Below are 25,207 nucleotides of genomic sequence, written 5' to 3' on the forward strand. Positions count from 1 at the left end.
TGAGCGGTGGATATCGCATCGAGACGGCGATTGCCATCCCGCCGCAATGCCGAAACCGGTCACATTCGCATTGCGGAATTCAGGCGGTCGATCATGGTCAAGGCGTGCTGCTTCTTGTCAAGATTGTAGGTATCGGTCTCAGATATGGCGTTCAGCGCCTCGTGCCAAGTGTCGGACAGCGTTTTCGCCCGCGCGAGATCCCCAGCCAGCGCGGCTTCACTGGCGCCGGTGGAGAGCAGATCGAGCGCGCGGCGGTTGAAGATGTCGAACTGGATCGCCTGGTCGCGGCCGGCGACGGCCTCGGCAAGGCGATAGGCGCCGGCGATGTCGCTCTTGCCCGACGTGACCAGGGCGTCGAGCGTGCCGGCAATCTCCAGCCCGCCATATTGGGTCAGAAGGATCGCATTGCGGGCGCTGCCCCCTGCCCGTTCCGCCAATGCCGCGCGCGCGGCAGGATCGGAAGGTGGCGGCGGCTCGACGGTTTCCAGAACGCTCATCAGGCTGCCGGCATCGAGCGGCGTCAGCCGCACCATCTGGCAGCGCGAGCGGATGGTCGGCAAAAGGCTGCCCGGCGCATGCACGATGAGGATGAACAGCGTGCGGCTCGGCGGCTCCTCAAGGTTCTTCAGCAAGGCATTGGCGGCGTTGGTGTTCATGTCGTCGGCCGGATCGACGATCACCACCCGGTAGCTGCCGTCATGCGAGGTCAGCGACAGGAAGCGGTTGACCTTGCGGATCTCGTCGACGGTGACGACCGTCTTGAAGCTCTTGGTCTTGTCGTTCAGCGGCCTGGTCAGATGCAGCACGCCGGGATGCGCCCCTGTGGCGATCTGGCGAAACAGCGGTGAGGCCGGATCGGGAACGGCAAACACATCCGGCGCCTGGTCGAAGGCCGGATGCTTCAACAGATGGTGCGCCAGGTGAAAGGCAAGCGTCGCCTTGCCGATGCCGACCGGCCCGGCAAAGATCAACGCATGCGGCAGTTTTCCCGAGCGATAGGCGGCAGCGAGCATCGCGGCCGCCTGCTCATGGCCGACCAGGCGCAGCGTCTCGGACGGCTCCGGTACACCGTCCAGTGTGTCGTGCTGCTCGGGAGCGATGCGTTCGAAGATCATGCGGGCGCCGCCTGTCGGTTGCGCGCGGGCGCCCTCGCCTCAAGTGCGGCGAACACCACCGCGGTGATGACATCCTCCACCGCAGCGGGAGGCGCCGACGCGTCGATCACGATGCAGCGGTCCGGCTCGGCGGCTGCGATCGCCAGGAAGGCGTCACGGCGGCGCTGGTGGATGTCCAGCGTCTCCTTTTCGAAGCGGTCCGGACCGTCCTCGGCGCCACGCCGCGCGGCGGCGCGCCGCAAGCCCTCGGCGGGGTCAATGTCAAGGATCAGCGTCATGTCCGGCATCATGCCGTTGATGGCGACCTCCTCCAGAGCTTCCATGAAAGCCGGATCGAGGCCGCCGGTGACGCCCTGATAGACGCGCGACGAATCCAGGAAACGGTCGCAAAGCACGATGGAGCCGCGCTCCACCGCCGGCCGGATGACCTGCTCGACATGGTCGGAGCGTGCGGCGGCAAACAGCAGCGCCTCCATCTTCGGCCCGAAAGGCTCGGCGGCGCCGGACAGGAGCACGTGCCTGACCGCCTCGGCGCCGGGTGACCCCCCGGGTTCGCGGGTGAGGAGGACATCGTATTTCTTGGCGCGCATCTTCTGGGCCAGCCGCTCGATCTGCGTCGACTTGCCGGCGCCCTCGCCGCCTTCGAAGGTGATGAAAAATCCGCTTGCCAATCGAAAGGCCTTTGTCCTGCTTTGCGCTGGTGTCTTAGTCCGCGCCCGAGAAAAGGTCCACGCCGCGGGAACTCAACGCAGCCAGCCTACGGCCAGTTCCCTGGCGGCATCAAACGCGCGTTGCGGCAGTGTGCCGACGCCGACCGATTCGGCGGCGAAAAGCGGCGTTTCCTGGCTCAGCGTATCGCCGATCCAGACGCGCAGCGCGCCGACGGGTTGCCCCTCCTCCACCGGCGCCGATACCGGCCCCTGATAGACGATCCTGGCGGTCAGCTTGTCGCGGTTGGCGATCGGCAGCAGGACGTCGATCGGCGCCTTTGCCTTCAGCGCTACGCTGGATTTGGCGCCGCCGAACACCTGGGCCTCGCCGACCACTTCGTTGCTGGCGAAAATCTCGGTCTTCTCGAAGGAGCGGACGCCCCATTCGAGCAGCTTGCGCGCTTCCTCGGCGCGCTCGCGATCGTTGGCCAATCCGCTCATCGCCGCGAACACCCTGGTCCCGTCATGGCTGACCGAGCCGACGATGCCGAAACCGCCCGCCTCACTCGACCCGACCGCCAGCCCATCGGCACCGATGCCCATGGCCAGCAACGGGTTGCGGTTCTTTTGCGAGATCTTGTTCCAGGTGAAATCGGCCCGGCCGTAATAGAGATAGAGATCCGGATATTCGCGCCATATATGCAGGCCAAGCTGCGCCAGTTCGCGCACCGTCGTCTGCTGGCCGTCGGCCGGCAGGCCAGTCGAATTGACGAATGTCGATTTCGCGAGCCCGATCTGGCGGGCGCGATCGTTCATCTGCGCCGCGAAATTCTCTTCCGAACCGGCCATGCCTTCGGCCAGCACCATGCAGCCGTCATTGGCGGCCTGTATGGTGACCCCCTGGATCAGATCCTCGACCCGGATCGCCGATTTGAGCTTGGCAAACATGGTCGACGTTCCCGAAGGCGCACCGCCCTTGCGCCAGGCATTTTCCGAAACCACGAAGGTGTCGTCGAGGCTCATGCGCTTCGACTTGATGGCGTTGAAGACCATCTCCATCGTCATCAGCTTGGCCATCGAGGCCGGCGGGATCGGTTGGTCGGCATCCTTGGAAAACAGCACCGTGCCGGTTTCGGCATCGATCATGAAAGCCTGCGTCGCCTTGGTTTCGAAAAGCTGCGCGTTGGCCGGAACCAGCGCGGCAAGCAAGAAGCCAAGGCCAAAAAGCCCGGCAAAAGGGTGGAAAAGGCGAAATCGCATGAAGAGGCTCGACTGTTAGCCGGCAGAAACTTGCCGCAACGCTATCAGGCTTCTTCCCGGCGGATCAACCGCGCAATGACAAAACCGGCGTGCCTTTGTTGGTCAGTTGCGCACAGCCAGCGCGTCCGGCGCGCCATGCGACCATGCCGCGCGCAAGAGGTCGTCGACATTGCCATGGCCATCCGGATAGAGATTGACCGCGTACCAGTCATTGCCGTCGAGTTCGGTGCTCTGGATTTCGGTCCTGCCGAACGGTTCGAGAGCCGCAGCCACCCGCTTTGCCTCGGCAGCATCGTCGAAGGATCCGGCGGCGACATAGTCGGAAACGGCAGGCGATGCCTGCGGGTTGGATTTCTTCCACGATTGCAGGATGTCGGCTGGCGACATGCCCCGGTCGTCAAGCGCTGCAAAGACGTCGGCGCGCTGTGCGCGCTCATCCGCATAGGAGAGCGAAGCCACGGCAAAGGGCGATTCCGGGCGCTGAGGCACGATCGGCCCGAATTCAGGCAGCGTCACATCGCTTGAGGCCGGTGCCTGCATCGACATCACTGGCTGTGTGTCGGAATTCGTCAACTGACCAGGAAACGGCACTACGGCAGGGGGTGCGCCAACAGATAGGCTCGGCGAAGGTCCGTTCATCGCCACCATGACCCCGGTCGGCAAGCCGTCGGACGGATCCGGACGATTGTTGCCCGGGTGGTAGGAGGCCACCAGATACTGGTCATCATTGCCGTCGAGCGGCGCGCGACCGATATATTCCACCTTGACCTTGGCCGTGCCGACCTTGGCATAGTCGAGCATTTGCGCGGCGCGTTCCGAGACATCGATGATGCGTCCCTGGTGATAGGGGCCGCGGTCGTTGACGCGCACGATGACCGAGCTTCCGGTCTCGGTGTTGGTGACACGGGCGTAGCTTGGCAGCGGCATGGTCGGATGCGCCGCCGTCAGATGGGTCATGTCGTAGACTTCGCCATTGGCTGTGAGACGACCGTGGAAGGCATCGCCATACCAGGAGGCGAGACCGACCTTGGCGTAGCGCTTGTCTTCCTTGGGGTAATACCACTTGCCGCGCACCTGATAGGGCTTGCCCAACTGGTCGCGGCCGCCGCCGCGCCGCATGTACTGCACGCGCGGGCTGGCCTTCACGCCGTACTCGGTCTCGGCAAAATATTCCTTAGAGCGAGGCTTCTTGTAGACCATGGCTTTCGGCTCGGACTGCGGCGACGCGCACGCGGCCAGCAACGCAGCCGAAAGAGCGCACAACACCAAAGCAGGAGCGCGACGAAGACGCCGATGCGTCGTGGTCTGCATGTTTCCGATGTCCCCTACCGTCTCGACACAGGCGCCGCTTCTAGAATTTCGGCGGAGCCAGATGAGCAATGCCTGCGACGCGCCAATCCCCATCCCTTGTGCGCAGGAATTGTTTATCAGCGTATTAATCGATTGTGTCCGGAACCGGGCAGGAATGTGGCGGAGTTCTTGGGTCGGTCGGGCCTGTGGAGCAGCATCCGAGACCTAGCCCAGGCCCTTGGAGTCTGAATGTTAATCTATGGCACGAAGCGCGGCTGCCTGGAACCGACCGACCCGAGATACGTTCTGCCCGTCATGGATGAATTCATTGAACGTTTTGGGCAACAGACGTGGCTGCCCTTTTCCGTAATTTCAGCCAGGCTTTTGCTCGCGGCCGTCCTTGGCTCCATCGTTGGCATCGAACGCGAATGGCGCAACCGGCCGGCCGGATTGAGGACACACATCCTGGTCTGTGTTGCGACGGCTCTAATTGCCATCCTCACGATCGAGATTACTCACCTTCACGTCTTCGATGGTCAGGAAATCGCCATTGATCCTATCCGCTTGATCGAAGCCACGACTGCCGGCGTGGCATTTCTGGCCGCCGGCCTGATCTTCTTCTCCAAGGGCGAGGTTCAAGGGCTTACCACCGGGGCGGGCATGTGGCTGGCGGGCGCCATAGGCCTGGCGGTTGGGCTCGGGTTCTGGCAGATCGCGGCTTTGGCAACTGTGCTCGCACTTGTCGTGCTGGGCCTTCTGCAACTGGTGCAGGTCGGCAGCAAGGATCGCAATTAGAGCCCTTGCGCTCGAAAAAAACGGGCTCGCAGCTCCGTTCGGGCACCGAACGCCACCCCCTGTTATCCATGGCAGCGCCGATGGTTGACTTGGCGCTGAGCAACGCTCTAGAGAAATGAACCGCAAGCTGGTCCGGAAGCATAGGTATCATTCGATACCAACTGTCGTTCACTGGGTCGGTTGATGTTCCTGAATGATTGAAAAATCACGACGGAGGGATGGCCGAGCGGTTTAAGGCACCGGTCTTGAAAACCGGCGTGGGTGCAAGCCCACCGTGGGTTCGAATCCCACTCCCTCCGCCAGATATTTGGCTACCGTGCTGAATTGCCTCTGTATTTTCAAAGAGGGCCAAATCTTTCCTAAGTTATTCCTAACTTCCTAAAACGAAGAAGCCTGCCACCGTGAGGCAGCGGGCCAGCGTAGCGCAAACGTTGCGCCAGCCTGAGGATCAACGTTCGTCCTGGCTATAGAGCCGTTTGGTCGCGCGGTCGCTTTCCATGCGTTCTGCAGGACCACGGTAGCGTCGGGTAATAAGAACGTATGCCATCAGTACGGCCAGCAACAGTGGCCCACCAGCAACGACGATCAACCACATCACACTTTCAAACATGAGACATCTCCTTCACGTCACAACCGTCAAGGAGAAAAACCGTTCCGTTCAAAGTTACAGCAACACCAGCACCTCCTGCTATGAGGGTCGTTTTCCCATGTGACCGTTTCGGAAATCCGGACTCCGCTGCAACAAAAGGCTGCGGCTGCACGTTGCGGTTGATCATTCAACCAGGAGCAAAGCAAATGGCCGCCGACAAAACGAAGACGGACTTCCGCGATCGGGACCGCGTCTCTGCCGATGAGGATTATGAAGTCGAGTATTTCGCCACCAAGGCCGGCATCACCCCGCAGCAGGTCGAGGAATTGATCGCGAAGCACGGCAACCGACGCGAGACGCTGGAGCGGGAAGCGAAGGCTCTGGGGAGCGGTAGGTAGCCGGCATGCCAGAGTACCAGGTGGAAGAGTGGCATGGAGAGGAGTGTGTCTCAACTCAGGCCACGAGCGCCGATGATCCGTTATCTGCGGTAGAGAAGGTCACGGGCCAAAGGGTGTCGCCTAGAGCGCTTCAGGAGCATTGGTTTCGTGTGGTCGATGAAGATGCGCGAAGCACGCATGAATTCAGCCTTGAGGACGGCGGCGCGGCTGGAGATTTCGCAAAATAGCCATGACCAGAATCTCGGACCTGCATTGGGACCAACGCTGCAGATAGGCGAGAAAGGTGCAGCCGCCGGGCGGACCCGACGGCTTATCGTCGATTGGATCGCTGCCGCCGCATGGGCCTTAAGGCGCGGCCGGCGCCAGCTTGGCGGCTACTTGGTCGATCTTGTCGGCAAGTACGCTATTGGCCCAATCTGTCACCTCAGGGTCAACGGGCTTGTTGGCCATTTGGGCAAGGGCTGCATCGATCGATGGGACGTTGGCAGCGGCAGCTGTGGCGGCGGTCTGAGCAGCGGCCGCATCCTGGGTGGCGTCATCGAGCGCTGCCTGTGCTGCATCGAGGTCGGCCTGCGTCGGGACATCTTCGGGCGGGGTATTCGGGTCAGCCGCTTTCGCATTCAGCGCGTCGAGCGCCGCTTTGGCGTCGGCAACCGCCTGATTAGCGGCATCGAGCGCCGATTGAGCGTTCTTGGCTATTGCCGACTGTGTCACAAAGGCCTGCACGCCAGCGAAGTTCTTGCTCTTGGAGTGCATAAAGGCGTTGGCGTTGCGCTGCAGTGAGTTCAACCGGCCCAGCTTGGCATGGATATTCTTTTGCTTGGACACTGAACCGGTAGCGGCCTTGGCGACCTGGCCCTTGGCGGATGCCGACTTGCCGAGCGAACCGCCGCCTCCGCCATTGCCGCCAGCATTACCGTTTCCTCCGCTATTGCCATTGCCATTGCCGTTACCGTTACCATGGCCGTTACCATGGCCGTTGCCACCAGCAGCAGCCAGGGCCGGCGACACCAGAAGCGAGAACACCGCAAATGCAGCAAAAAGGGTCTTTCGGGATGTCATAACTACCTCCGAGATTGCCACCGCCACTAACCGCTATAGCGGGCAACATGAGGAATCGCTAACACAAAGGGTAAACTTGGATATAGCTGTGCTTTCATTGCGAGAACGAAGCGGCCGGCCGGCGAAACGCCAACCAGCATAACTCTTTGAAATTGCTGAAGTAGATCACCCTCGTTGGGACCGGCCGGCCTTCCGAACTCAAAGGTCCTAGACCGCTCGGACCAAGGTCTTAAACCGTGGTTTCGGCCGCGACTCAGAAGTCGTGACGGCGCGGCGACCTTCGGTAGTCGGCACCGTATCGGCCTGAGGCCGAGCTCGACATCGATCCGCTGCTGTGTCCCAAAACACCGCCTAAGTGGTTGTATTCTCTGTCTTTTGATATAAGCGCTAGTCTGAGGTAAATTTCGACCGGCATCTGGCGGGCTTACGTTATGCAGCATCGAACGTTCTTTGGCGGCAAGGTCACCGAGATCCCTACTTCGTTACATTGCGATCCCAGGGGAATGCTGACCGCTATCGAGTTCAGCGGTTACAATTTCCAAGCCGTGCGGGCGTTCGTCGTCACCGCGCCGCGCGGCACGTCGCGGGGCGGACATGCACACGGCTCGGGCCGGCAATTGATGATGCAGCTGTCGGGCGAGATCGGCATCGAATTTCGCTATCAGGAACAGATCGAACGGCTGACGCTCACCGCATCGAACCGCGCGGTGCTGGTCGATGCCCCGGTGTGGGCGCTGCAGACCTATGAAGGCGAGAACCCGTCTTTGCTGGTTTTCTGCGATACCGAATACGACCCTGAAAACTACGTATCGAACCCCTGATGACACTCATCGGGAAAGGAGAGGCCGCGATGCGCGCCAGGACATGACAGCGCCTCGCGGCAGAATGGCTATTCTCGGCGCCGGCATCATGGGCGCCAGCCTCGCTCTCATGATGGCCCGCAGAGGCTACGCGGTGTCCCTCTTCGACAAGGAGAGCGAGCCGATGGCCTGCGCCAGCCGTTGGAACGAGGGCAAGATTCATCTCGGCTATCTCTACGGGAACGATCCCTCGCTGCTGACCGCCCGGCATCTGCTTTCGGGAGGACTGTGTTTCGGCAGGCTTGTTTCCGAGCTGATCGGAAGCAATCTGGAAGCGCACACGACCTTTTCGGAAGACCTTTATCTGGTCCATCGCAACTCGATCGTCGCTGCCGAGGCGCTGGGGGCGATCTTTGAACGTGTGGATGTATTGGTGCGCAGCCACGCTGACGCCACCAGCTACCTTGCCGACGTATCGGCGGCGCGATCGAATCGGCTTTCCAAAACTGAATTGGCCGATGTCACCAACTCGGACCAGATCGTCGGGGGCTTCCAGGTGCCGGAGCGATCCGTCAACACGCGATGGGTTGCCGACCGGCTTTGCGCGGCGCTTCGGGGTGAACCCAATATCAGCTTGCGGATGGCGTCCAAAGTCCTGTCGGCACAGCCGGTGGACGGAATTGACGGGAAATGGCGCGTGGCGGTCGCAAGCGAAAAAAGGGCGTTCGACATCGTCGTCAATTGCCTTTGGGAGGGGCGGCTGGCTGTCGACCGCACGGCCGGCATCGAGCCGGTTCCCGGATGGTCGCACCGCTACAGGCTTTGCCTGTTCGGCCGCACCAGCCAGCCTGTCGATTTGCCGTGCGCGGTCGTCGCCCTTGGCCCGTTCGGCGACATAAAAAACTATGACGGGCGCAACTTCTATCTCTCCTGGTACCCGAGCGGGTTGCTTGCGGAGAGTGGCGAATTGTCGATCGAAACGCCACAAGCGCTCGATGCCGACGCACGACAGCGGTTCATCGGCGACGTTCGCGCCACGCTCACTCGGTTGGTGCCCGTTGTTTCCAGCATGTTCGACGATGCCGAGGAGCTTGAGGTACGCGGCGGCTTCGTGTTTGCGCAAGGGCGTGGTTCGCTCAGCGACCCGAAAGCCACGATCCATCGCCGCGACCAATTCGGGGTCAACCGCCTGGGCAACTACATCTCGGTCGACACAGGTAAATATTCGACGGCGCCGTGGCTTGCCGACAGGCTGGCGCGGCAAATCTGCGGGATCGACTGAATGGGTGAGACAGAACAGGGCGGCGCGAAGCAGGTAGCGCAGAAACAAGTCGAGCTTCGATCCGGCTGGCGGCCGAAGGTCACGGCGCTGGTGCCATGCTACAATTCGGCGGCATTCATTTCGCGTACGCTGGACAGCCTCGCCGCGCAGACCTGGGACAATATCGAGATCCTGGTCGGCGAGGACAATTCGACCGACGCGACATTCGAGATCGTTTCGGCCTTCGCCGGCGGCCGCGACGATGTCCGCATCCTGCGTCGGGACAAAAACCTGGGATGGCTGAAGAATTCCAACGATCTGATGGCCAATGCCAGCGGCGAATTGATGTTCTTTGCCTTCCATGACGACGTCATCGATCCAAACTATATCGAGGCGCTGGTGCGGGCGCTCGATGCCAATCCCGAGGCCGTACTGTCGTTCAGCGATGTCGAAGTGGTCGAAGTCAGAGGCGAAAGTGCCACGTGGAAGTTCGACCTGCTGGAGGGCTTGCAGGACGGTTTTGCGCGTGGCCGGGTGATGGCGCGCCAGCCGCATGGATGGTGGGTCCCCAACCGTGGGGTATTCAGGGCCTGGGCGTTCCACCGCAGCGGCGGGATCAAGCCCAACAGCCAAGGCGAATTCAGCGCCGACTGGACCTGGCTTCTGCATCTGTCGCTGCTCGGCGGCTTTGTCCGCGTGCCGCAAGTGCTCTGCCACAAATACTATCGGGCGGGCAGCATCAGCCGGCGCTGGGAACGCAACAGCACCCAACGAAGGGCATTGAGGGCGGCGGGGATAAGGGAGGTCTGGCACAGCGAGGCCGGCCTTGCACAGAGAACCTTCCTCGCTGCCTATATCGCCTTGCGGCCGTGGCGGTGGCTGCCGCGATCGCGAGAAGCGGAAAGACGGCGAAACAGGCAATCGGTGCATGGCAGCCCGGACAATTAAGAATGGCGCCGGCGACGTGTCAAAGCGGCTGCGTCAAGACACCCTGCCCGGCCAACGACGATTTCCGCGCATATCCGGCTGCCCCAAAATGGCACTCCGGTTGATTTTTCACGCGAGTTATGGTCGTTCTCCCGCCCATGAAAAAACTATTCCTTGCGGCGCTGGCCTCGGTGACGCTGGCCTGGCCCGCCCACGCGATGGACGCCGCCCTGCGCGCCGGCCTGCTGAAACTCGACCCGGAGACCCGGCTGGAGCAGAGATGCGACGCCGAAGTGCTCGACCGCATCAGCCATGACGACCACAAGTACAAGGCAGACCGCGTCGTCGCCTACGCCTTCGCGACGCCGGAAATGAAAGCCGATGTCATCCGCAGCCCGGGTGCTGCCTTCCGCAGCAAGGGACAGTGGTACCGGCTAAAGTTCAAATGCGAGACGGCGCCGGACCATATGGAGGTCCTGCAGTTCCGTTACCGCATCGGCGACGAGATTCCGGAAGCCGACTGGGCGAAGTACAATCTCTACGACTGAATTCGCTGCGACCAGAATTCTCTCTGGCAGAACGACCTTCCCTATTCCCGTGGCTTTCAGCGTCGGCCGTTAGAGCGTTTCAGCTTTTTATGGAGCAGCTGACCCACTCTAACTCTTTGTTTTTGCATAATTCCGGACGGAAAACCGCTACGCACTTTTCCTGGAATTGCGCCGGCAGTCTCTTGACGCGCGGGAACCATACACGTTAGGGCGTCGGCATATCCGACGACGAACACGCCGATACAGCAAGGGGCTCCGGTCGATGGACATTTTCAGCGCTGCAAGCATGACGGCCCTCCTCCAGGTCATCGCCATCGATCTGGTGCTTGCCGGCGACAATGCCATCGTCATCGGCCTTGCCGCCGCCGGCCTGCCGGTCGAGCAGCGCAAGAAAGCCATCCTGATCGGCGTGTTGGCAGCGACGGTGCTGCGCATCCTGTTTGCCGCCGTCACCGTCAAGCTTCTTGCCATTGTCGGCCTGCTGCTGGCCGGCGGCATCCTTTTGTTGTGGGTGTGCTGGAAGATGTGGCGCGAGCTGCGGACGTCGCATGCCGACGAGTTCGAGGCGACCGAGGCGCTGTCCGATTCCGACCTCAACAGCGACAGAACGGTGGGTGGCAAGGCGCCGCGCAAGACGCTCGGCCAGGCGGCCCTGCAGATCGTCGTCGCCGATGTTTCGATGTCGCTGGACAATGTGCTGGCGGTCGCCGGTGCGGCGCGCGATCATTTTCCTGTGCTTGTCATAGGCCTGGTGCTGTCGATCGCCTTGATGGGCTTGGCCGCGAGCTTCATTGCCAAGCTGCTGCATCGCCACCGCTGGATCGCCTATGTCGGCTTGCTGATCATTCTCTACGTCGCGATCGATATGGTCTATCGCGGCGTTGTCGAGGTCTGGCCGCATGTCAGTCCTGTGGTGAGCTGACGCTGCCGGTCCCACAGCTTCTGTAGCAGCATGGGTATCTGCCGGAGGCAGTGGTCGCGTTCGCCGCAGCCGCTGCCCATACCAATGCCGCAATAAGTGTGGTACTGGCCGCCGATCCCGAAAAACCCGGAATGTTTTCTCATGTCTGCGCCTCGCGTCAGTTTCGTCAGCCTTGGATGCCCGAAGGCGCTTGTGGATTCCGAGCGCATCATCACGCGCCTGCGCGCCGAAGGCTATGAGATCGCGCGCAAGCATGACGGCGCGGACCTGGTCGTCGTCAACACCTGCGGCTTTCTCGATTCGGCCCGCGACGAATCGCTCAACGCCATTGGTTCGGCGCTTTCGGAAAACGGCCGGGTGATCGTCACCGGCTGCCTCGGCGCCGAGCCGGACGTCATACGAGAGAAGCACCCCAACGTCCTCGCCATCACCGGCCCGCAGGCCTATGAGAGCGTGATGGCCGCGGTGCATGAGGCGGCGCCGCCCAGCCACGATCCGTATATCGACCTTCTGCCGCCGCAAGGCGTCAAGCTGACGCCGCGCCACTACGCCTATCTCAAGATTTCCGAAGGCTGCAACAACCGCTGCACCTTCTGCATCATTCCGGCGCTGCGCGGCGACCTCGTCTCGCGCCCGGCGGCCGATGTGCTGCGCGAGGCCGAGAAGCTGGCCAAGGCCGGCGTCAAGGAACTGCTGGTCATCTCGCAGGACACCAGCGCCTACGGCATCGACATCAAGTACCAGACGTCGATGTTCGGCGACCGCGAAGTGCGGGCGAAATTCCTCGACCTGTCGGAGGAGCTCGGCAAGCTCGGCATCTGGGTACGCATGCACTATGTCTACCCCTACCCGCATGTCGCCGATGTCATCCCGCTAATGGCGGATGGAAAAATCCTTCCCTATCTGGACATCCCCTTCCAGCACGCCTCGCCGCAGGTGCTGAAGAACATGCGTCGGCCCGCGCATGGCGAAAAGACGCTGGAGCGCATTCGCGGCTGGCGCGAGGTGTGCCCGGATCTGGCGATACGCTCGACCTTCATCGTCGGTTTCCCCGGCGAGACCGACGAGGATTTCGAGATGCTGCTCGACTGGCTGGACGAGGCCAGGATCGATCGCGCCGGCTGCTTTAAATACGAGCCGGTCCGCGGCGCCCGCTCCAACGATCTCGGCCTCGAACAGGTGCCGCAGGAGATCAAGGAAGCGCGCTGGCATCGCTTCATGCAGCGCCAGCAGAAGATCTCGGCGACGCAGCTGGCCAAGAAGGTCGGCAAGCGCCTGCCGGTGCTGATCGACGAGGCGCATGGCACGTCTGCCAAGGGCCGGACAAAATACGACGCGCCCGAGATCGACGGTTCGGTGCATATCCAGTCGCGCCGCCCGCTGCGCCAAGGCGACATCGTCACGGTCAAGATCGACCGCGCCGACGTCTACGACCTTTACGGCTCGGCGGTTTAGAAAAATACCAAAAAGGGCGCCTCCCGGCGCCCTCGGATTTTTGGCACAGCCCTCGGCGCGGTTTCGCAGTCGAAGCGTGCAGCCCGCGAAGTGAAAAAGGGCGCCGGGCGGCGCCCCTTCTCTTTTGCGTTTCCGATACTTACTGCGGCAACTTGTCGTCGACGCCCTTCACATAGAAGTTCATGCCGAGCAGCGTGCCGTCGTCGGCTACTTCGCCGTCCTTGAGCCACGGCGTGCCGTCCTGCTTGGCGACCGGTCCGGTGAAGGGGTTCCAGCCATCTGCGATTTTCTTGGCGGTTGCCTCGGCCATCGCCTTCACATCGTCCGGCATGTTGGTGAAGGGCGCCAGCTTGACGGCGCCGTCCTTGATGCCGAGCCAGACATTGTCAGGCTTCCAGGTGCCGTCGAGCGCCGCCTGAACGCGGCTGATGTAATACGGCCCCCATTCGTCTGTCAGCGAGGTCAGCTGCGCGTTCGGCGCGAACTTGATCATGTCGGAGGACTGGCCGAAGCCGTGCAGCTTGCGCTCTTCCGCCACCTGCAGTGCCGCAGTGGAATCGGTGTGCTGGACGATGATGTCGGCGCCCTGGTCGAACAGCGCCTTGGCCGCGTCGGCTTCCTTGCCCGGATCGAACCAGGAGTTCACCCAGACGATCTTGGCCTTGAAGTTCGGGTTGACCGACTGCGCGCCGAGCATGAAGGAGTTGATGCCCATCACCACTTCGGGGATCGGGAAGGAAACGATATAGCCGGCGACCCCTGCCTTCGATTCCTTGGCGGCGATCTGGCCGAGCACGTAGCGGCCTTCATAGAAGCGCGCATTGTAGATGCCGAGATTGTCAGCGGTCTTGTAGCCGGTGGCGTGCTCGAACATCACTTTGGGGAACTTCTTGGCGACCTTCACTTCCGGGTCCATGAAGCCGAAAGAGGTGCCGAAGATGATCTTGCAGCCTTCGCGCGCCAGACGCTCGAAAGCGCGATCGGCATCGGGACCTTCCGAGACGTTCTCGAGATAGGCGGTTTCGACCTTGTCGCCGAGCGCCTTCTCCACCTCGAGGCGGCCTTGGTCGTGCTGGTAGGAATAGCCGAAATCGCCGATCGGGCCGGTGTAGACCCAGCATGCCTTCAACTTGTCGGCGGCCTGCGCCGACGCCGCCAGTGACATGGCGGCGGTCGTGGTCATCAACGCGATAAACAGTTTTTTCATTGTGTTACCTCTCTGAGTTTAGCCTTGGAGCTTCCCGTTTGTTTTTGTTGTCAACGATCCGGAACGAATGGCTGCCCCAAGGAAGCCGGCGTGTTCATCATCGTCAGACGCTTGTTGCGCGAGATTAGAACGAGAACCACGACGGTTGCCAGATAGGGCAGAGAAGAAAGCAGCTGCGAAGGCACCGGAATGCCAAATGCCTGTGCATGAAGCTGGCCGATCCACACCGCGCCGAAGATGTAGGCGCCGGCCAGCACGCGCCACGGCCGCCAAGAGGCGAAGACGACCAGCGCCAGCGCGATCCAGCCGCGGCCCGCGCTCATGTTCTCCACCCATTGCGGCGTGTAGACCAGCGACAGGTGGCCGCCGGCAAGGCCGGCGCAGGCGCCGCCGAAGATGACCGCGAGATAGCGGTAGCGGATGACCTTGATGCCGAGTGCATGCGCCGATGTGTGGCTGTCGCCGATCGAGCGCAGGGTGAGGCCGGTGCGGGTCTTGAACATGAACCACATGACGGCCGCCGTCAGCGCGATCGAGATGTAGAAGATCGGGTCCTGGCCGAACAGCAACCTGCCGACCACGGGAATGTCGGTGAGCACCGGAACGTAGAGATTTGGCAGCCTCTCGCCGGGCTGGCCGACGAAGCTGGTTCCCATCATGCCGGACAGGCCGAGGCCGAGCAGCGTCAACGACAGGCCGGTCGCCACCTGATTGGTGGCGAGCGACAGCGTCATCACCGCAAACAGCAGCGAGAACACCGCGCCCATGGCAATTGCCGCCAACAGGCCCATCCAGGGCGATCCCGTGAGATAGCCGGCTCCGAAGCCGCCGACGGCGCCCATGATCATCATGCCTTCGACGCCGAGGTTGAGCACGCCGGAGCGCTCGACCACCAGTTCGCCGATGGCCGCTATTAAAAGCGGCGTCGCCGCCGTGGCGATGGTCAAAAGGATGTTGACGGCGATGTCCATCAGCGGGCTTCCTTCAACTTCGGCGCGGCTTCAAGCTTCGCCGCGCTTTTCGTCAGCGCCATGCCGACCAGACGGATGCGATAGTGGATGAGCGTGTCGCAGCCGAGCACGAAGAACAAAAGCATGCCCTGGAACACACGTGCCACTTTGTCGGAAATGCCGAGCGCGCTCTGCACCGCCTCGCCGCCGAGATAGGTCAACGCCAGCACCAGGCCGGCGGCGACGATGCCGAGCGGATTGAGCCGGCCGAGGAACGCGACAATAATGGCGGTGAAGCCGTAGCCGGGCGAGATCACCGGCTGGAGCTGGCCGATGGCGCCGGAGACTTCCGAAATGCCGGCAAGCCCAGCCAGCGCGCCTGACAGCAGGAAGGCGAAGAACACCATGCGGTTGAGGCCGAAACCGGCGAAGCGCCCTGCCCTCGGGCTGGAGCCGAGCACGCGGACCTCAAAACCCTTGAGCAGGCGGCTCATCAGCACCCAGATCAGCACGGCTGCAACAAGCGCGAAGACAAAACCCCAATTGGCGCGGCCGGCATCCGGCATCAGTTCCGGCAGGACCGCCGAGTCATTGAACTGGATCGTCTGCGGGAAACCGTGGCCCTGTGGATCGCGCCAGGGGCCGCGCACCAGCCAGTCGAGGAAAAGCTGGGCGACATAGACCAGCATCAGGCTGGTCAGGATTTCGTTGGTGCCGAAGCGCGTCTTCAAGAGAGCCGGGATTGCTGCATAGGCGGCACCGCCGACCATGCCGAACAACAGCATCAGCGGCAGCACCAGCGGGCCTTCAAACCCGGGAAACAGCACCGGAATGGCCGAGCCGAAAATGCCGCCGAGGATGAACTGTCCCTCAGCGCCGATGTTCCAGATGTTGGCCTTGTAACAGACCGACAGGCCGACCGCGATCAGGATCAACGGCGCGGCCTTGATCGCCAGCTCATGCAGCTGCCAGACCTGGCTGATCGGCTCGATGAAATAGATCTCAAATGCGCTCAGCGGGTTGACGCCGAGCAGCGCGAACAGAACCGCGCCGGCGATGATCGTCAGGGCGAAGGCGATGAAGGGCGACAGCGCCGAAAAGAGCATAGAGCGCTGCGGGCGTTTGACGAGTTCGAGGCGCATCATGCCGTCTCCAGACCATGTTCGGCGTGGCCAGGCTCGGCGCCGCCCATCAACAGACCGACCTTTTCGAAAGTTGCCTCGGCGATCGGCAGCGGTTTGGACAATTCGCCATTGTGCATGACCGCGATCGCGTCCGAAATCTCGAACAGCTCATCGAGGTCCTGGCTGATGACCAGAACTGCCGAGCCGCTGCGCGCCAGTTCGATCAGCGCCTGGCGGATGTGGGCGGCGGCACCGGCGTCGACGCCCCAGGTCGGCTGGTTGACGACCATGACGGCAGGGCTGCGGTCGAGTTCGCGACCGACGATGAATTTCTGCAAATTGCCGCCCGAAAGGGCCGCGGCTTCCGGATCGGGCGCGCTCTTGCGCACATCCATGGCCACGATGATGCGCTGGGCGGCGGCATAGACCGCACCGCTTTTGACCGCGCCGCCGGCGCCGACAAAAACCTTGCCGTCGGTGGCGTGCCGCGACAGAAGCAGATTTTCCGAAAGCTTCATGCGTGGCGCGGCGCCATGGCCGAGGCGTTCTTCCGGCACGAAGGCAGCGCCCATCAGCCGCCGGCCTGTGATCGAGAGCGAGCCGGCATCCTTGCCGCGGATGCGCACGGATGCGGCGTCCTGCTGCAGCACCTCGCCGGAGACGGATTCGAAGAACTCGCCCTGGCCGTTGCCGGCGACACCGGCAATGCCGATCACCTCGCCGGCGCGCACAGTGAGGTTGATATTCTTCAGCGGAATCGAAAACGGCGTTGCCGGCTTGCGGCTGAGGGCGCGGATTTCGAGCAGCGGCTGCGCGGTCTCGATGCCTTCGGCCGGCGCACGCACCACGGCCTTCACCTCGTTACCGACCATCATGCGGGCCAGCGACGAAGCCGTTTCCTCGCGCGGATTGCAATGGCCGACGACCTTGCCGTGACGCAGCACGGTGGCGCGGTCGCAAATGCGTTTGACCTCTTCCAGCCGGTGCGAAATGTAGAGGATGGATTTGCCCTCGGAGCGCAGGCGCTCCAGCGTCTCGAACAGCTTGTCGGCTTCCTGCGGCGTCAGCACCGAGGTCGGCTCGTCGAGGATGATGAGCTGCGGCGTCTGCAACAGGCAGCGGATGATCTCGATGCGCTGGCGTTCGCCGACCGAGAGATCGCCGACCAGCGAGTCCGGATCGAGCGGCAGGCCATAGCTGAAGGAAAGCGCCCTCGCCTTGGCCGCGATCGAGCTGATCGGTGAGCCGTCATCCAGAGACAGAGCGATATTCTCGGCCGCGGTCAGCGCCTCGAACAGCGAAAAGTGCTGAAACACCATGCCGATGCCGAGCTTCTTCGCCATGCCCGGACTGGTGATCCGCACCGCTTCGCCGTTCCAGAATATCTCGCCGGAATTGGGCTCCAGCGAGCCGAACAGCATCTTGACCAGCGTCGACTTGCCGGCGCCGTTTTCGCCAAGCAGCGCGTGGATCTCGCCCTTGGCGATGTTGAGGTCGATATGATCGCACGCCGTCAGCGTGCCGAATATCTTGGTCAGGCCACGAACCTCAAGCAGGTTCGCTCCATCATGATCTGCACTCACAGTGCCTCCCATCCGGTTCCCGGACATGTTCTGTGTTCCCGCCAGCATGGTATGCGCTGGCCGCTCTCGTGCGAAAGCAGCACCCACCTTGAAAGAGCTTCAAGAATTTCAGCGGAAACTCAAGGGGTAAAGACCGACCTGCTTCGTACAACAGACCGATCGCCCGGTTTTTCGGGTAAACAGTGCCTAGCGTCGCGGCAAAACACTGAACAGCAAGGCAGATCAGGGGATCAGTATGGTCGTGCCCGTGGTCTTGCGCCGTTCGAGATCGGCTTGCGCCTTGCCCGCGTCCTTCAGCGCATAACGCTGGTTGATCTTGATCTCGACCGCACCGCTCAACACCACGTCGAACAATGCCGCGGCGGAGACTTCGAGGTCTTCACGCTTGGCGTTGTAGACGAACAAAGTCGGCCTGGTAGCGAACAGCGAGCCCTTCTGCGCCAGCAGCGACATCGAAAATGGCGGGATCGGTCCAGAGGACTGACCGAAAGAGACGAACATGCCGAGCGGCTTCAGACAGTCGAGCGAGGCCGGGAATGTGTCGTTGCCGACCGAATCGTAGACGACGTCACATTTCTTGCCGCCGGTGATGGCGGCGACGCCGGCGACGAAATCCTGCTCCTTGTAGTTGATGACATGGCCGAAGCCATGCGCCTTGGCGAGCTCGATCTTATCGGTTGAGCTTGCCGTGCCGATCACGGTGGCGCCGAGATGTTTTGCCCATTGTCCCAGGATCAGCCCGACGCCGCCGGCGGCGGCATGAAATAGGATGGTGTCGCCTGCCTTCACCTTGAAGGTTCGGCGCAACAGATACTCCGCCGTCATGCCTTTAAGCATCATGCCGGCGGCCTGTTCGTCGCTGATGCGGTCCGGCACCTTGACGACGCGGTCGGCGGCGACGACGCGCTGCTCGGCATAGGCGCCGACACTGACGGCATAGGCGATGCGGTCGCCCGGCTTCAGCCAGTCGATGCCTGCGCCGACCTCGAGAACCACACCTGCCGCCTCGCCGCCGGGGATCAGCGGGAAGCCGCCGGGTGGCGGATAGAGGCCGATGCGGTGATAGACATCGATGAAATTGAGGCCGATCGCGGTGTGCCTGACCAGGATCTGCCCGGCGCCGGGTTGTCCCGGATCGGCGTCTTCATAGGTCAGGACTTCCGGACCCCCATGGGCGTGGATACGGATTGCTTTGGACATTTGTGGGCTTTCCTGCGGTCAGGCTTTCTTAGTGTCCGGCTTGGCGCCGAGTTTGGGGAAGAACTGCATGATACCGCCGATGCAGGCGAGGTAAAGTCCGGTGATGGTGATGCCGACCTTGGTAAAGACGCTGACCTGTTCGCCCAAAACGCCGATCTGGTCGTAGAAGGCGGCAAGGGCCGCCTGCGCCAGCGCCAGCGCACCGAAAGCGCACCAGAGCAGCGTCATGCCAAGATTGATTGGCCGCAGCCGCACCACCCGCACGGGATGGATGAAGTTGATCGGCACGAAGGTCAGGATGCCGGCCGCCACGACGACGCCGAAGGACACCCACTGTCCGGGCTCGATGACGAACAGCGTGAACACGACCATGTTCCAGACGACCGGAAAGCCTTTGAAGAAGTTCTCCTTCGTCTTCATTCCGGTGTCGGCATAATAGATGGCGCTGGACACCACGATGATGGCCGCCGACAGGAACGACAGCCCTTCGCCCATGAAGCCGCGCTGGTAGAGTGCGAAGGCCGGGATCAGCACGTAGGTGACATAGTCGATGATGTTGTCGAGGAGTTCGCCCGACCAGGTCGGCAAAATCTCCTTGACCTCGAGCTTGCGGGCGATCGGCCCGTCTATGCCGTCGACGAACAGCGCCAGCCCCAGCCACCAGAACATCGCCGTCCAGCGTTGCTCGCTTGCCGCCACCAGCGACAGGAAGGCCAGGAACGAGCCAGACGCGGTCAACAGATGCACCGAGAATGCCCGCGCCTGCGGCCAGGTGACCTTTTTCTTCGGCCTGGGAATCCGGTCGGTGATCTTTTTGGCGGCGTTTCTGGCCGTTGTGTTCTTGCTCACGGGCCCCGCCAATCCAGTTTGCAGATTTCGGCCGAGCGGCCGGCAAAGTTCCAGTTGCGGCCGAAAGCCCGCATCTTGCTCTTGTCGGACCTGGCCACGATGATCTCCGGCGCGATCCAGTATTCCGAGTTGCCGATCACGGTATCCTTCTCGCGATCCTTGCCGGGAATCGGTGTGACCGCCCCGTCGATGATCTTCGGTATCTGGAAAATACGGGTCTTGTCACGCGTCTCGTAGGTGATCGGCACCTGCTCGACGCCGAGGAACTTGCCGACAAGGATCGACAACAGCGCGGTGGTTCCGCCGGCCTTCCCGGTGAAGATCCTGGTCAGCGCTTTCACCGCATAGACGGAGGCTTGCTTGTCGATGAACAGGCCTGCGGTCCAGTTGCCGCGGCTCATGTAGCCGGGGATTTCCATGACCAGACCGAGATTGAGGCCGGACAGGTCGACCTCGCCGAAATGGCCTGCGTCGATGCGGAAGCCCGCCCAGGTCTGGCAATAACCCTCCGTCGGCGGATGGCTGCCAAGCGACAGTACGCAAGGACAAAAAACCGTGCAATTGCAGGAGAGTACGAGCTCTCCTTTCATTGCCCAGCCTTGCTCTGCCATGGAATTATCCCCCGTCATGCCGAGACTACTAGCAGGGCGACTGCCCAGACAAGCAGTATCGCACCGGCCACTCGGGTTGGAAGGCTGCCGGTGGTCTGTTTTTCGATCAAGGTGAACAGGCCGATCAGCGCCATCCAGAACACGTTCATCGCGCCGACGGCAAACATCACCAGCATCAGCGCCCAGCAGCAGCCGAGGCACCACAGGCCCTGCTTCAGCCCTAGCCGGAAGATGCCACCCGGCTCCGCGCTCCAGTTGGAAAACAGTGTCGAGAACGGGTTCCGGCATTTTGTCAGGCAGGCCTGCTTGAGGCTGCTGAACTGGTAAAGGCCGGCAACCAGCAGCGCGGCCGCCGCGGCAAGGCCGCTCACCGGATCGAGCAATCGAGCGGAGGACGCAAATGCGTGGACGAGCAACGTCAGCACCGCGAAGCCGATAGAGGCGACAAGCCATGTCGAGAGGTAGCCGGCAACCAGGACCAGCGGGTGGGCCACCGGCTCGCCCTTGAGGCGGGCGGTGTCGGCGATTTCACAATAGGTACGGATCATCGGCGCCGCCGACGGCAGCATCTTCGCCACGGCCATCAAAAACCACATTACGATCAGCGCCAGAACCGGTGCGCCGCCAGCATCAAGTGGTGCGGGCGTCAGGCACATGCCGAAGAAGCGGTCGAGGACATCCGGCAGCGGCAGTTGCGGCAGATATCGCAGGACCACATCGCCTGGTACGCCGGGGAGCCGGCCTTCGGCGCCGCGGATCGCCATGGCGCCGAGAATGAACCAGGCGAGCAGAATGCCGCCGGCGATGGCGATGTTGACCGTCAGGCGGGGGCTGCGGGCCAGGCTTGCCGTGGCGCGGCCGGCGCGGTCGAGATGGCTGAAATCGTCCTGCTGGCCGGTCATGACAACCGAATGAGCCTAATCGCCGCGTTGATCAAGCCGCATGGTCTGACCTATATCCATGGGTAGACACCTGCATCGCAAACTGGAAGTCCAATTTGGATCATCGCGAGACAGCACGGATACTGGTAGCCGGCAGCGGCCCTGCCGGACTGATCGCGGCGCTCGGTTTCGCCGAGGCGGGCTTTCCGGTAACCCTGGTCGGACCCGAAGCAGGCGGGCCCGATGGCCGGACCACGGCGCTGATGAACCCTGCTCTCAAGGTTCTCGATCGGCTGGGCGTGCTGGCCGAACTTGCGCCGAAGGCCGCGCCGCTGAAGGTCATGCGCATCGTTGATGCGACCAGCCGGCTGATCCGCAGCCCGGTGGTGACTTTTCGCGCCATAGAGATCGGCGAGGAGCAGTTCGGGCTCAACCTGCCCAACAGTGCGCTGAACCCGACGCTGGCCAAGTCCGTCGCGGCGCATCCCGGCATCGAATGGCTGACGTCGATGGTCGAGAGTTGGCGTCTGGACGCCGATCAGGCGCATGCCGTCTTGACTGATGGTCGCGAAGTCTCGGCCGCGCTTGCGGTCGCTGCCGATGGGCGCCTGTCGCCGGCGCGCGAGGCGGCAGGCATAGTGGCTTCGGTGCGATCCTACCGCCAAGCGGCGCTGGTGCTGAATTTTGGCCATCGCAGCGAACACGGCTTCACCTCGACCGAGTTCCACACAGAGACCGGGCCGTTCACCCAGGTGCCGCTGCCCGGCAACCGCTCCAGCCTCGTCTGGGTGGTGAAACCGGAGACGGCCAAGGACCTCGCCGCACTCGATGACGCGACGCTTTCCGAGCGTGTCGAGCAGCAGATGCAGTCGATGCTGGGCCGGGTGTCGGTCGAGCCCGGCCGACAAATTTACCCGCTTTCAGCGGCATCACCGGGGCGCTTCGCGCAAAACCGGGTGGCGCTGGTCGGCGAGGCTGCACATGTGTTCCCGCCGATCGGAGCCCAAGGTCTCAACCTCGGCATCAGGGACATCGAGGATCTGATTGGAATCGCTGGTGAAAATCGCGGCGACCCCGGCGCCGCGAAGGCCCTGGCCGCCTATGATTCCAGGCGCCGTCCCGACATTCTGGCGCGTTCCGGCGCGGTCAATCTGCTCAACATGTCGCTGCTTTCGGACATGCTGCCGGCGCAGATGGCACGCAGCGCCGGCCTCAATGTGCTCGGCAGTTTCGCGCCGCTGCGCGCCTTTTTCATGAGCGAAGGCTTGAGGCCGGGCAGCGGCTTTGCGGCGCTTACCGGCGGTTCAGGGAAACAGGTCCGGCGGTAAGATGCCGTGGCGGATCATGTAGAGCAGCCCGGTCACCGTCAGCACCGAGAGGCAGGTGGTGATCAGCACGCTGGCCGAGGCGCGTTGCACCCAGACGCCATATTGCTGGGCGATGACGAAGACGTTGGTTGCGGTCGGTAATGCCGCCAAAAGCACGGCTGAAAAAACCCAGATTTCAGAAAAGTTCCCGATCCAGCTCAGCACGACGTAGCAGAGCGATGGATGCAGGATCAGCTTCAGCGCCGCGATCGACGCCAGCTCATGCGGCACGCGGTTGAGCGGCCGGAGCGCAAGCGTCACGCCCATGGCAAACAGGGCGCAAGGGGCGGCTGCCCGCGAAAGATATTCAAGCAGGCGATCGACCGGCTGCGGTGGGTGAAAGCCGAGATAGGCGGCGCCGACGCCAAGCGCGGTCGCGATGATGAACGGGTGCAGGACGATTTTCCTGACTACGCCGAGGGATGAGCCGCCACGGCGATGTCTTGTCGTCGCCCGACAGCGCCATCATCATCGGCGCGATGGCGAAATGCATGATATTTTCGAAGCAGAAGATCAGCGCGACGGGAACCGCCGCTTGTTCGCCGAAGGCGAGCAGCGCCAGCCCCGGCCCCATATAGCCGATATTGCCGTAGGCCGCGGCCAGCGCCTTGATCGTCGACTGGGCGATCTCGCCGCGCGACGCCGTCACCGACCATACGAACATGATCGAGAAGATCGTGTAGGTGGAAAATACCGAGCCGAAGATGAAGCGCCATTCGGTCAACTGTTCGAACGGCGTGCGGGCCAGCAATTGGAAGAACAGGGCAGGAAGCGCGACATAGACGATGAAGGTGTTCATCCAGCCAAGCGCTTCCAGCGGCTGCCTGGTCATGCGCGCGACCAGAAAGCCGATGAAAATCAGCCCGAAGAACGGAAGAACAAGACCGACAATGTCAGACATTTTTGCCCTGGCCCGAAACCCCGGGACCGGGCTAGCCCGTAGCTTCATCGGGCGTCAAGCGCTTCGGCATTGAACTGACACGCCATCTGCGCCAAATAAAGCCTGATCCCAGACCTAAGTCGGGCTCGATTTTTGGCCACGGTGTGTGTAAATTCAAAGCCTTAGAGCGCTCTTCGCACATTCGAGGGGACGCCGGGCGCTCTAGAGGCTTAGTGGTGAGTATGATGAAAACGGCCAAATTTTCGATCGGACAGGTGGTTCGTCATCGGCTGTTTCCGTTCCGCGGCATCATTTTCGATGTCGATCCGCAATTCGCCAACACCGACGAATGGTACGAAGCCATCCCGGCCGACGTGCGGCCGCGCAAGGACCAGCCGTTCTACCATCTGCTCGCCGAGAATTCGGAAACCGAATACATCGCCTATGTCTCCGAGCAGAACCTGCTCGAGGACCAATCAGGTGAGCCGGTCCGTCATCCGCAGATCGGCGAGATGTTCGACAAGCGGCCGGATGGACGCTACGAGCCGAAACGCCAGTCGAGACACTGACATCACCTTGCATCGACGTGACGACAACAAAAAAGCGGGGCATGACCCCGCTTTTTGTCGCTCCGGTATCTGTCCCGGCGATTAGTTGGCGGCTTTGGCCTTGGCCTGCTCGTCCTTGAGCTTCTTGGCGAAGTCCTGGTTGTTCTTGACGACGAAATCCTGAAGTTTTTTCTGCCGATCCTCGATGTCCGACTGCTGCAGCGGCGCGCCGTCAAAGGCGCCGCTGAAGCCGGTCAAGGCAACCTTGATGGGATTTGGCTGACTTTGGAAGTTGATCGAGGTCAGCGTGATCGCCTGTCCCTTCTTGAAGGACGCGACGAGCGCGTCGGTCAGCGGCACTTCGGCAACGCAACGGTCGGCGAAGCAAATGACATAATCCAGCTTCGTCGCCTTGCCGGCGTCTATCTGCAGGGCGATGCCGGGGGGCACCAGGCGACCTGGGGGAACCGTGACCTGGAAGACCTTGCGGTTTACCTTGCCCTTCAACTCGATCAGGCTGACGCCGGTGACGAACTGGCCGTTGCCGGCAGTGATGATGTTCTGGACATTGCAGATGTCGACATCTTCCTGCTTGGTGCAGGCCTTGAACCAACCCTGCGGAATCTGTTGCTGTGCCGAAGCGGTGGGAAGTCCGGCGCCCAGAAAGCCGACCACGCCCGCGGCCAGGACCGAAAGGCGGTATGCGTTGCTGTTCAGGCTCGTCATGTCGTGCATTTCCTCTCAAATGATCCCGGGACCGGCTTCTTCGCGCCGTGTGGTCCTGCTACCTGTTGCCGAATTGAGGCAACAGAATGACTTCGGAGCGCGTGTTACACTGCATGAGCAGCCGAATCCAGCCCGCCGCCTGCAATTCTTGGCCTCGCAATTTGGGTCGTGCGATTTGGGTTGATGTATCTGGCCGGAGCGCCGCGGCG

25 protein-coding genes, 1 tRNA gene and 1 pseudogene are annotated in these 25,207 nt (G+C 62.2%); 11 read left to right on the top strand and 16 right to left on the bottom strand.

The genetic code is table 11. The features are described 5' to 3' along the window. Nucleotides 1–59: 59 nt before the first annotated feature. From ACYG9Y_RS10715 to ACYG9Y_RS10730, 4 genes are all read right to left on the bottom strand, one after another. Nucleotides 60–1,115, bottom strand: coding sequence for a DNA polymerase III subunit delta' (locus ACYG9Y_RS10715; RefSeq protein ID WP_023730621.1), 1,056 nt, complete (start codon nt 1,113–1,115; stop codon nt 60–62). Further along, nucleotides 1,112–1,786, bottom strand: a complete 675-nt coding sequence (tmk, locus tag ACYG9Y_RS10720) for a dTMP kinase (protein WP_023668949.1) — start codon at nt 1,784–1,786, stop codon at nt 1,112–1,114. The genes ACYG9Y_RS10715 and tmk overlap by 4 nt, the downstream gene beginning before the upstream one ends. A gap of 72 nt (nt 1,787–1,858) precedes the next feature. Continuing rightward, nucleotides 1,859–3,025, bottom strand: coding sequence for a D-alanyl-D-alanine carboxypeptidase family protein (locus ACYG9Y_RS10725; RefSeq protein ID WP_023738862.1), 1,167 nt, complete (start codon nt 3,023–3,025; stop codon nt 1,859–1,861). 102 nt (nt 3,026–3,127) lie between these two features. Further along, nucleotides 3,128–4,336, bottom strand: a complete 1,209-nt coding sequence (locus ACYG9Y_RS10730) for a septal ring lytic transglycosylase RlpA family protein (RefSeq protein WP_023738861.1) — start codon at nt 4,334–4,336, stop codon at nt 3,128–3,130. Nucleotides 4,337–4,564: 228 nt separating this feature from the next. Here ACYG9Y_RS10730 and ACYG9Y_RS10735 point away from each other — a divergent pair, with 228 nt between their 5' ends. Both ACYG9Y_RS10735 and ACYG9Y_RS10740 read left to right on the top strand, forming a co-directional pair. Next, on the top strand, nt 4,565–5,110 hold the full coding sequence (locus ACYG9Y_RS10735; RefSeq protein ID WP_444849039.1) for an MgtC/SapB family protein: 546 nt from the start codon (nt 4,565–4,567) through the stop codon (nt 5,108–5,110). Nucleotides 5,111–5,322: 212 nt separating this feature from the next. After that, nucleotides 5,323–5,412 (top strand) — tRNA-Ser (locus ACYG9Y_RS10740). Nucleotides 5,413–5,558: 146 nt separating this feature from the next. On the opposite strand, the gene ACYG9Y_RS10745 is transcribed toward ACYG9Y_RS10740, so the two are convergent. Then, nucleotides 5,559–5,720: a hypothetical protein gene (locus tag ACYG9Y_RS10745; RefSeq protein ID WP_023738859.1), complete on the bottom strand. Its 162-nt coding sequence runs from the start codon at nt 5,718–5,720 to the stop codon at nt 5,559–5,561. A gap of 185 nt (nt 5,721–5,905) precedes the next feature. On the opposite strand from ACYG9Y_RS10745, the gene ACYG9Y_RS10750 reads away from it, so the two are divergent. Continuing rightward, nucleotides 5,906–6,097: a DUF3606 domain-containing protein gene (locus ACYG9Y_RS10750; protein WP_023738858.1), complete on the top strand. Its 192-nt coding sequence runs from the start codon at nt 5,906–5,908 to the stop codon at nt 6,095–6,097. Nucleotides 6,098–6,442: 345 nt separating this feature from the next. On the opposite strand, the gene ACYG9Y_RS10755 is transcribed toward ACYG9Y_RS10750, so the two are convergent. Beyond that, nucleotides 6,443–7,159, bottom strand: coding sequence for a hypothetical protein (locus ACYG9Y_RS10755; protein WP_023738857.1), 717 nt, complete (start codon nt 7,157–7,159; stop codon nt 6,443–6,445). A 503-nt stretch (nt 7,160–7,662) separates the two neighbouring features. Between ACYG9Y_RS10755 and ACYG9Y_RS10760 the strand changes: the two genes are divergently transcribed. The 6 genes from ACYG9Y_RS10760 to rimO all read left to right on the top strand — a co-directional run bounded on the left by ACYG9Y_RS10760 (nt 7,663) and on the right by rimO (nt 13,072). After that, on the top strand, nt 7,663–7,980 hold the full coding sequence (locus tag ACYG9Y_RS10760) for a sugar 3,4-ketoisomerase (protein WP_023726566.1): 318 nt from the start codon (nt 7,663–7,665) through the stop codon (nt 7,978–7,980). Further along, entirely contained in the window at nt 7,904–9,241 is a 1,338-nt protein-coding gene (locus ACYG9Y_RS10765) for an FAD-dependent oxidoreductase (RefSeq protein WP_198018635.1), read from the top strand. The genes ACYG9Y_RS10760 and ACYG9Y_RS10765 overlap by 77 nt, the downstream gene beginning before the upstream one ends. Beyond that, nucleotides 9,242–10,168 carry a glycosyltransferase family 2 protein gene (locus ACYG9Y_RS10770; RefSeq protein WP_023738855.1) on the top strand — a complete coding sequence of 309 codons (927 nt, stop codon included), beginning with the start codon at nt 9,242–9,244 and terminating at the stop codon, nt 10,166–10,168. A 119-nt stretch (nt 10,169–10,287) separates the two neighbouring features. Next, nucleotides 10,288–10,695, top strand: coding sequence for a DUF930 domain-containing protein (locus ACYG9Y_RS10775; RefSeq protein WP_032904882.1), 408 nt, complete (start codon nt 10,288–10,290; stop codon nt 10,693–10,695). A gap of 262 nt (nt 10,696–10,957) precedes the next feature. Then, a complete protein-coding gene (locus tag ACYG9Y_RS10780; RefSeq protein WP_023668959.1) occupies nt 10,958–11,617 on the top strand; it encodes a TerC family protein in 660 nt (219 codons plus the stop codon). Between the two features lie 141 nt (nt 11,618–11,758). Continuing rightward, complete coding sequence (gene rimO / locus ACYG9Y_RS10785; protein ID WP_023682528.1) at nt 11,759–13,072, top strand: 30S ribosomal protein S12 methylthiotransferase RimO; 1,314 nt, start codon at nt 11,759–11,761, stop codon at nt 13,070–13,072. A gap of 139 nt (nt 13,073–13,211) precedes the next feature. On the opposite strand, the gene ACYG9Y_RS10790 is transcribed toward rimO, so the two are convergent. The 8 genes from ACYG9Y_RS10790 to ACYG9Y_RS10825 all read right to left on the bottom strand — a co-directional run bounded on the left by ACYG9Y_RS10790 (nt 13,212) and on the right by ACYG9Y_RS10825 (nt 21,498). Continuing rightward, nucleotides 13,212–14,279, bottom strand: coding sequence for a BMP family ABC transporter substrate-binding protein (locus tag ACYG9Y_RS10790; RefSeq protein ID WP_023668961.1), 1,068 nt, complete (start codon nt 14,277–14,279; stop codon nt 13,212–13,214). A gap of 50 nt (nt 14,280–14,329) precedes the next feature. After that, complete coding sequence (locus tag ACYG9Y_RS10795; RefSeq protein ID WP_023738854.1) at nt 14,330–15,250, bottom strand: ABC transporter permease; 921 nt, start codon at nt 15,248–15,250, stop codon at nt 14,330–14,332. Further along, on the bottom strand, nt 15,250–16,374 hold the full coding sequence (locus tag ACYG9Y_RS10800) for an ABC transporter permease (RefSeq protein ID WP_031193354.1): 1,125 nt from the start codon (nt 16,372–16,374) through the stop codon (nt 15,250–15,252). Before ACYG9Y_RS10800 ends, ACYG9Y_RS10795 begins: the two co-directional genes overlap by 1 nt. Next, complete coding sequence (locus ACYG9Y_RS10805; protein ID WP_023682524.1) at nt 16,371–17,948, bottom strand: ABC transporter ATP-binding protein; 1,578 nt, start codon at nt 17,946–17,948, stop codon at nt 16,371–16,373. The genes ACYG9Y_RS10800 and ACYG9Y_RS10805 overlap by 4 nt, the downstream gene beginning before the upstream one ends. 210 nt (nt 17,949–18,158) lie before the next feature. After that, entirely contained in the window at nt 18,159–19,136 is a 978-nt protein-coding gene (locus ACYG9Y_RS10810; protein WP_023738853.1) for a quinone oxidoreductase family protein, read from the bottom strand. 18 nt (nt 19,137–19,154) lie between these two features. Beyond that, the gene (gene pcsA / locus ACYG9Y_RS10815; protein WP_023668966.1) at nt 19,155–19,985 is read right to left on the bottom strand and encodes a phosphatidylcholine synthase; all 831 of its coding nucleotides are present in this window, start codon (nt 19,983–19,985) and stop codon (nt 19,155–19,157) included. After that, nucleotides 19,982–20,596, bottom strand: a complete 615-nt coding sequence (locus ACYG9Y_RS10820; RefSeq protein WP_023706821.1) for a DUF1326 domain-containing protein — start codon at nt 20,594–20,596, stop codon at nt 19,982–19,984. The genes pcsA and ACYG9Y_RS10820 overlap by 4 nt, the downstream gene beginning before the upstream one ends. A gap of 14 nt (nt 20,597–20,610) precedes the next feature. Then, nucleotides 20,611–21,498, bottom strand: a complete 888-nt coding sequence (locus ACYG9Y_RS10825; RefSeq protein WP_023738852.1) for a DUF2182 domain-containing protein — start codon at nt 21,496–21,498, stop codon at nt 20,611–20,613. 95 nt (nt 21,499–21,593) lie between these two features. Here ACYG9Y_RS10825 and ACYG9Y_RS10830 point away from each other — a divergent pair, with 95 nt between their 5' ends. Then, nucleotides 21,594–22,805, top strand: coding sequence for a UbiH/UbiF family hydroxylase (locus tag ACYG9Y_RS10830; RefSeq protein ID WP_023738851.1), 1,212 nt, complete (start codon nt 21,594–21,596; stop codon nt 22,803–22,805). Here ACYG9Y_RS10830 and ACYG9Y_RS10835 read toward each other — a convergent pair. Beyond that, nucleotides 22,782–23,745, bottom strand: a pseudogene (locus tag ACYG9Y_RS10835) (AEC family transporter). The gene ACYG9Y_RS10830 and the pseudogene ACYG9Y_RS10835 sit on opposite strands and share 24 nt — an antisense overlap. A 224-nt stretch (nt 23,746–23,969) precedes the next feature. Here ACYG9Y_RS10835 and hspQ point away from each other — a divergent pair. After that, complete coding sequence (gene hspQ, locus ACYG9Y_RS10840) at nt 23,970–24,293, top strand: heat shock protein HspQ (protein WP_023668971.1); 324 nt, start codon at nt 23,970–23,972, stop codon at nt 24,291–24,293. An 81-nt stretch (nt 24,294–24,374) separates the two neighbouring features. Here hspQ and ACYG9Y_RS10845 read toward each other — a convergent pair whose 3' ends face one another. After that, nucleotides 24,375–24,998: an invasion associated locus B family protein gene (locus ACYG9Y_RS10845; protein ID WP_023668972.1), complete on the bottom strand. Its 624-nt coding sequence runs from the start codon at nt 24,996–24,998 to the stop codon at nt 24,375–24,377. Between the last annotated feature and the right edge of the window lie 209 nt (nt 24,999–25,207).

This window comes from Mesorhizobium sp. W050, assembly GCF_054719535.1.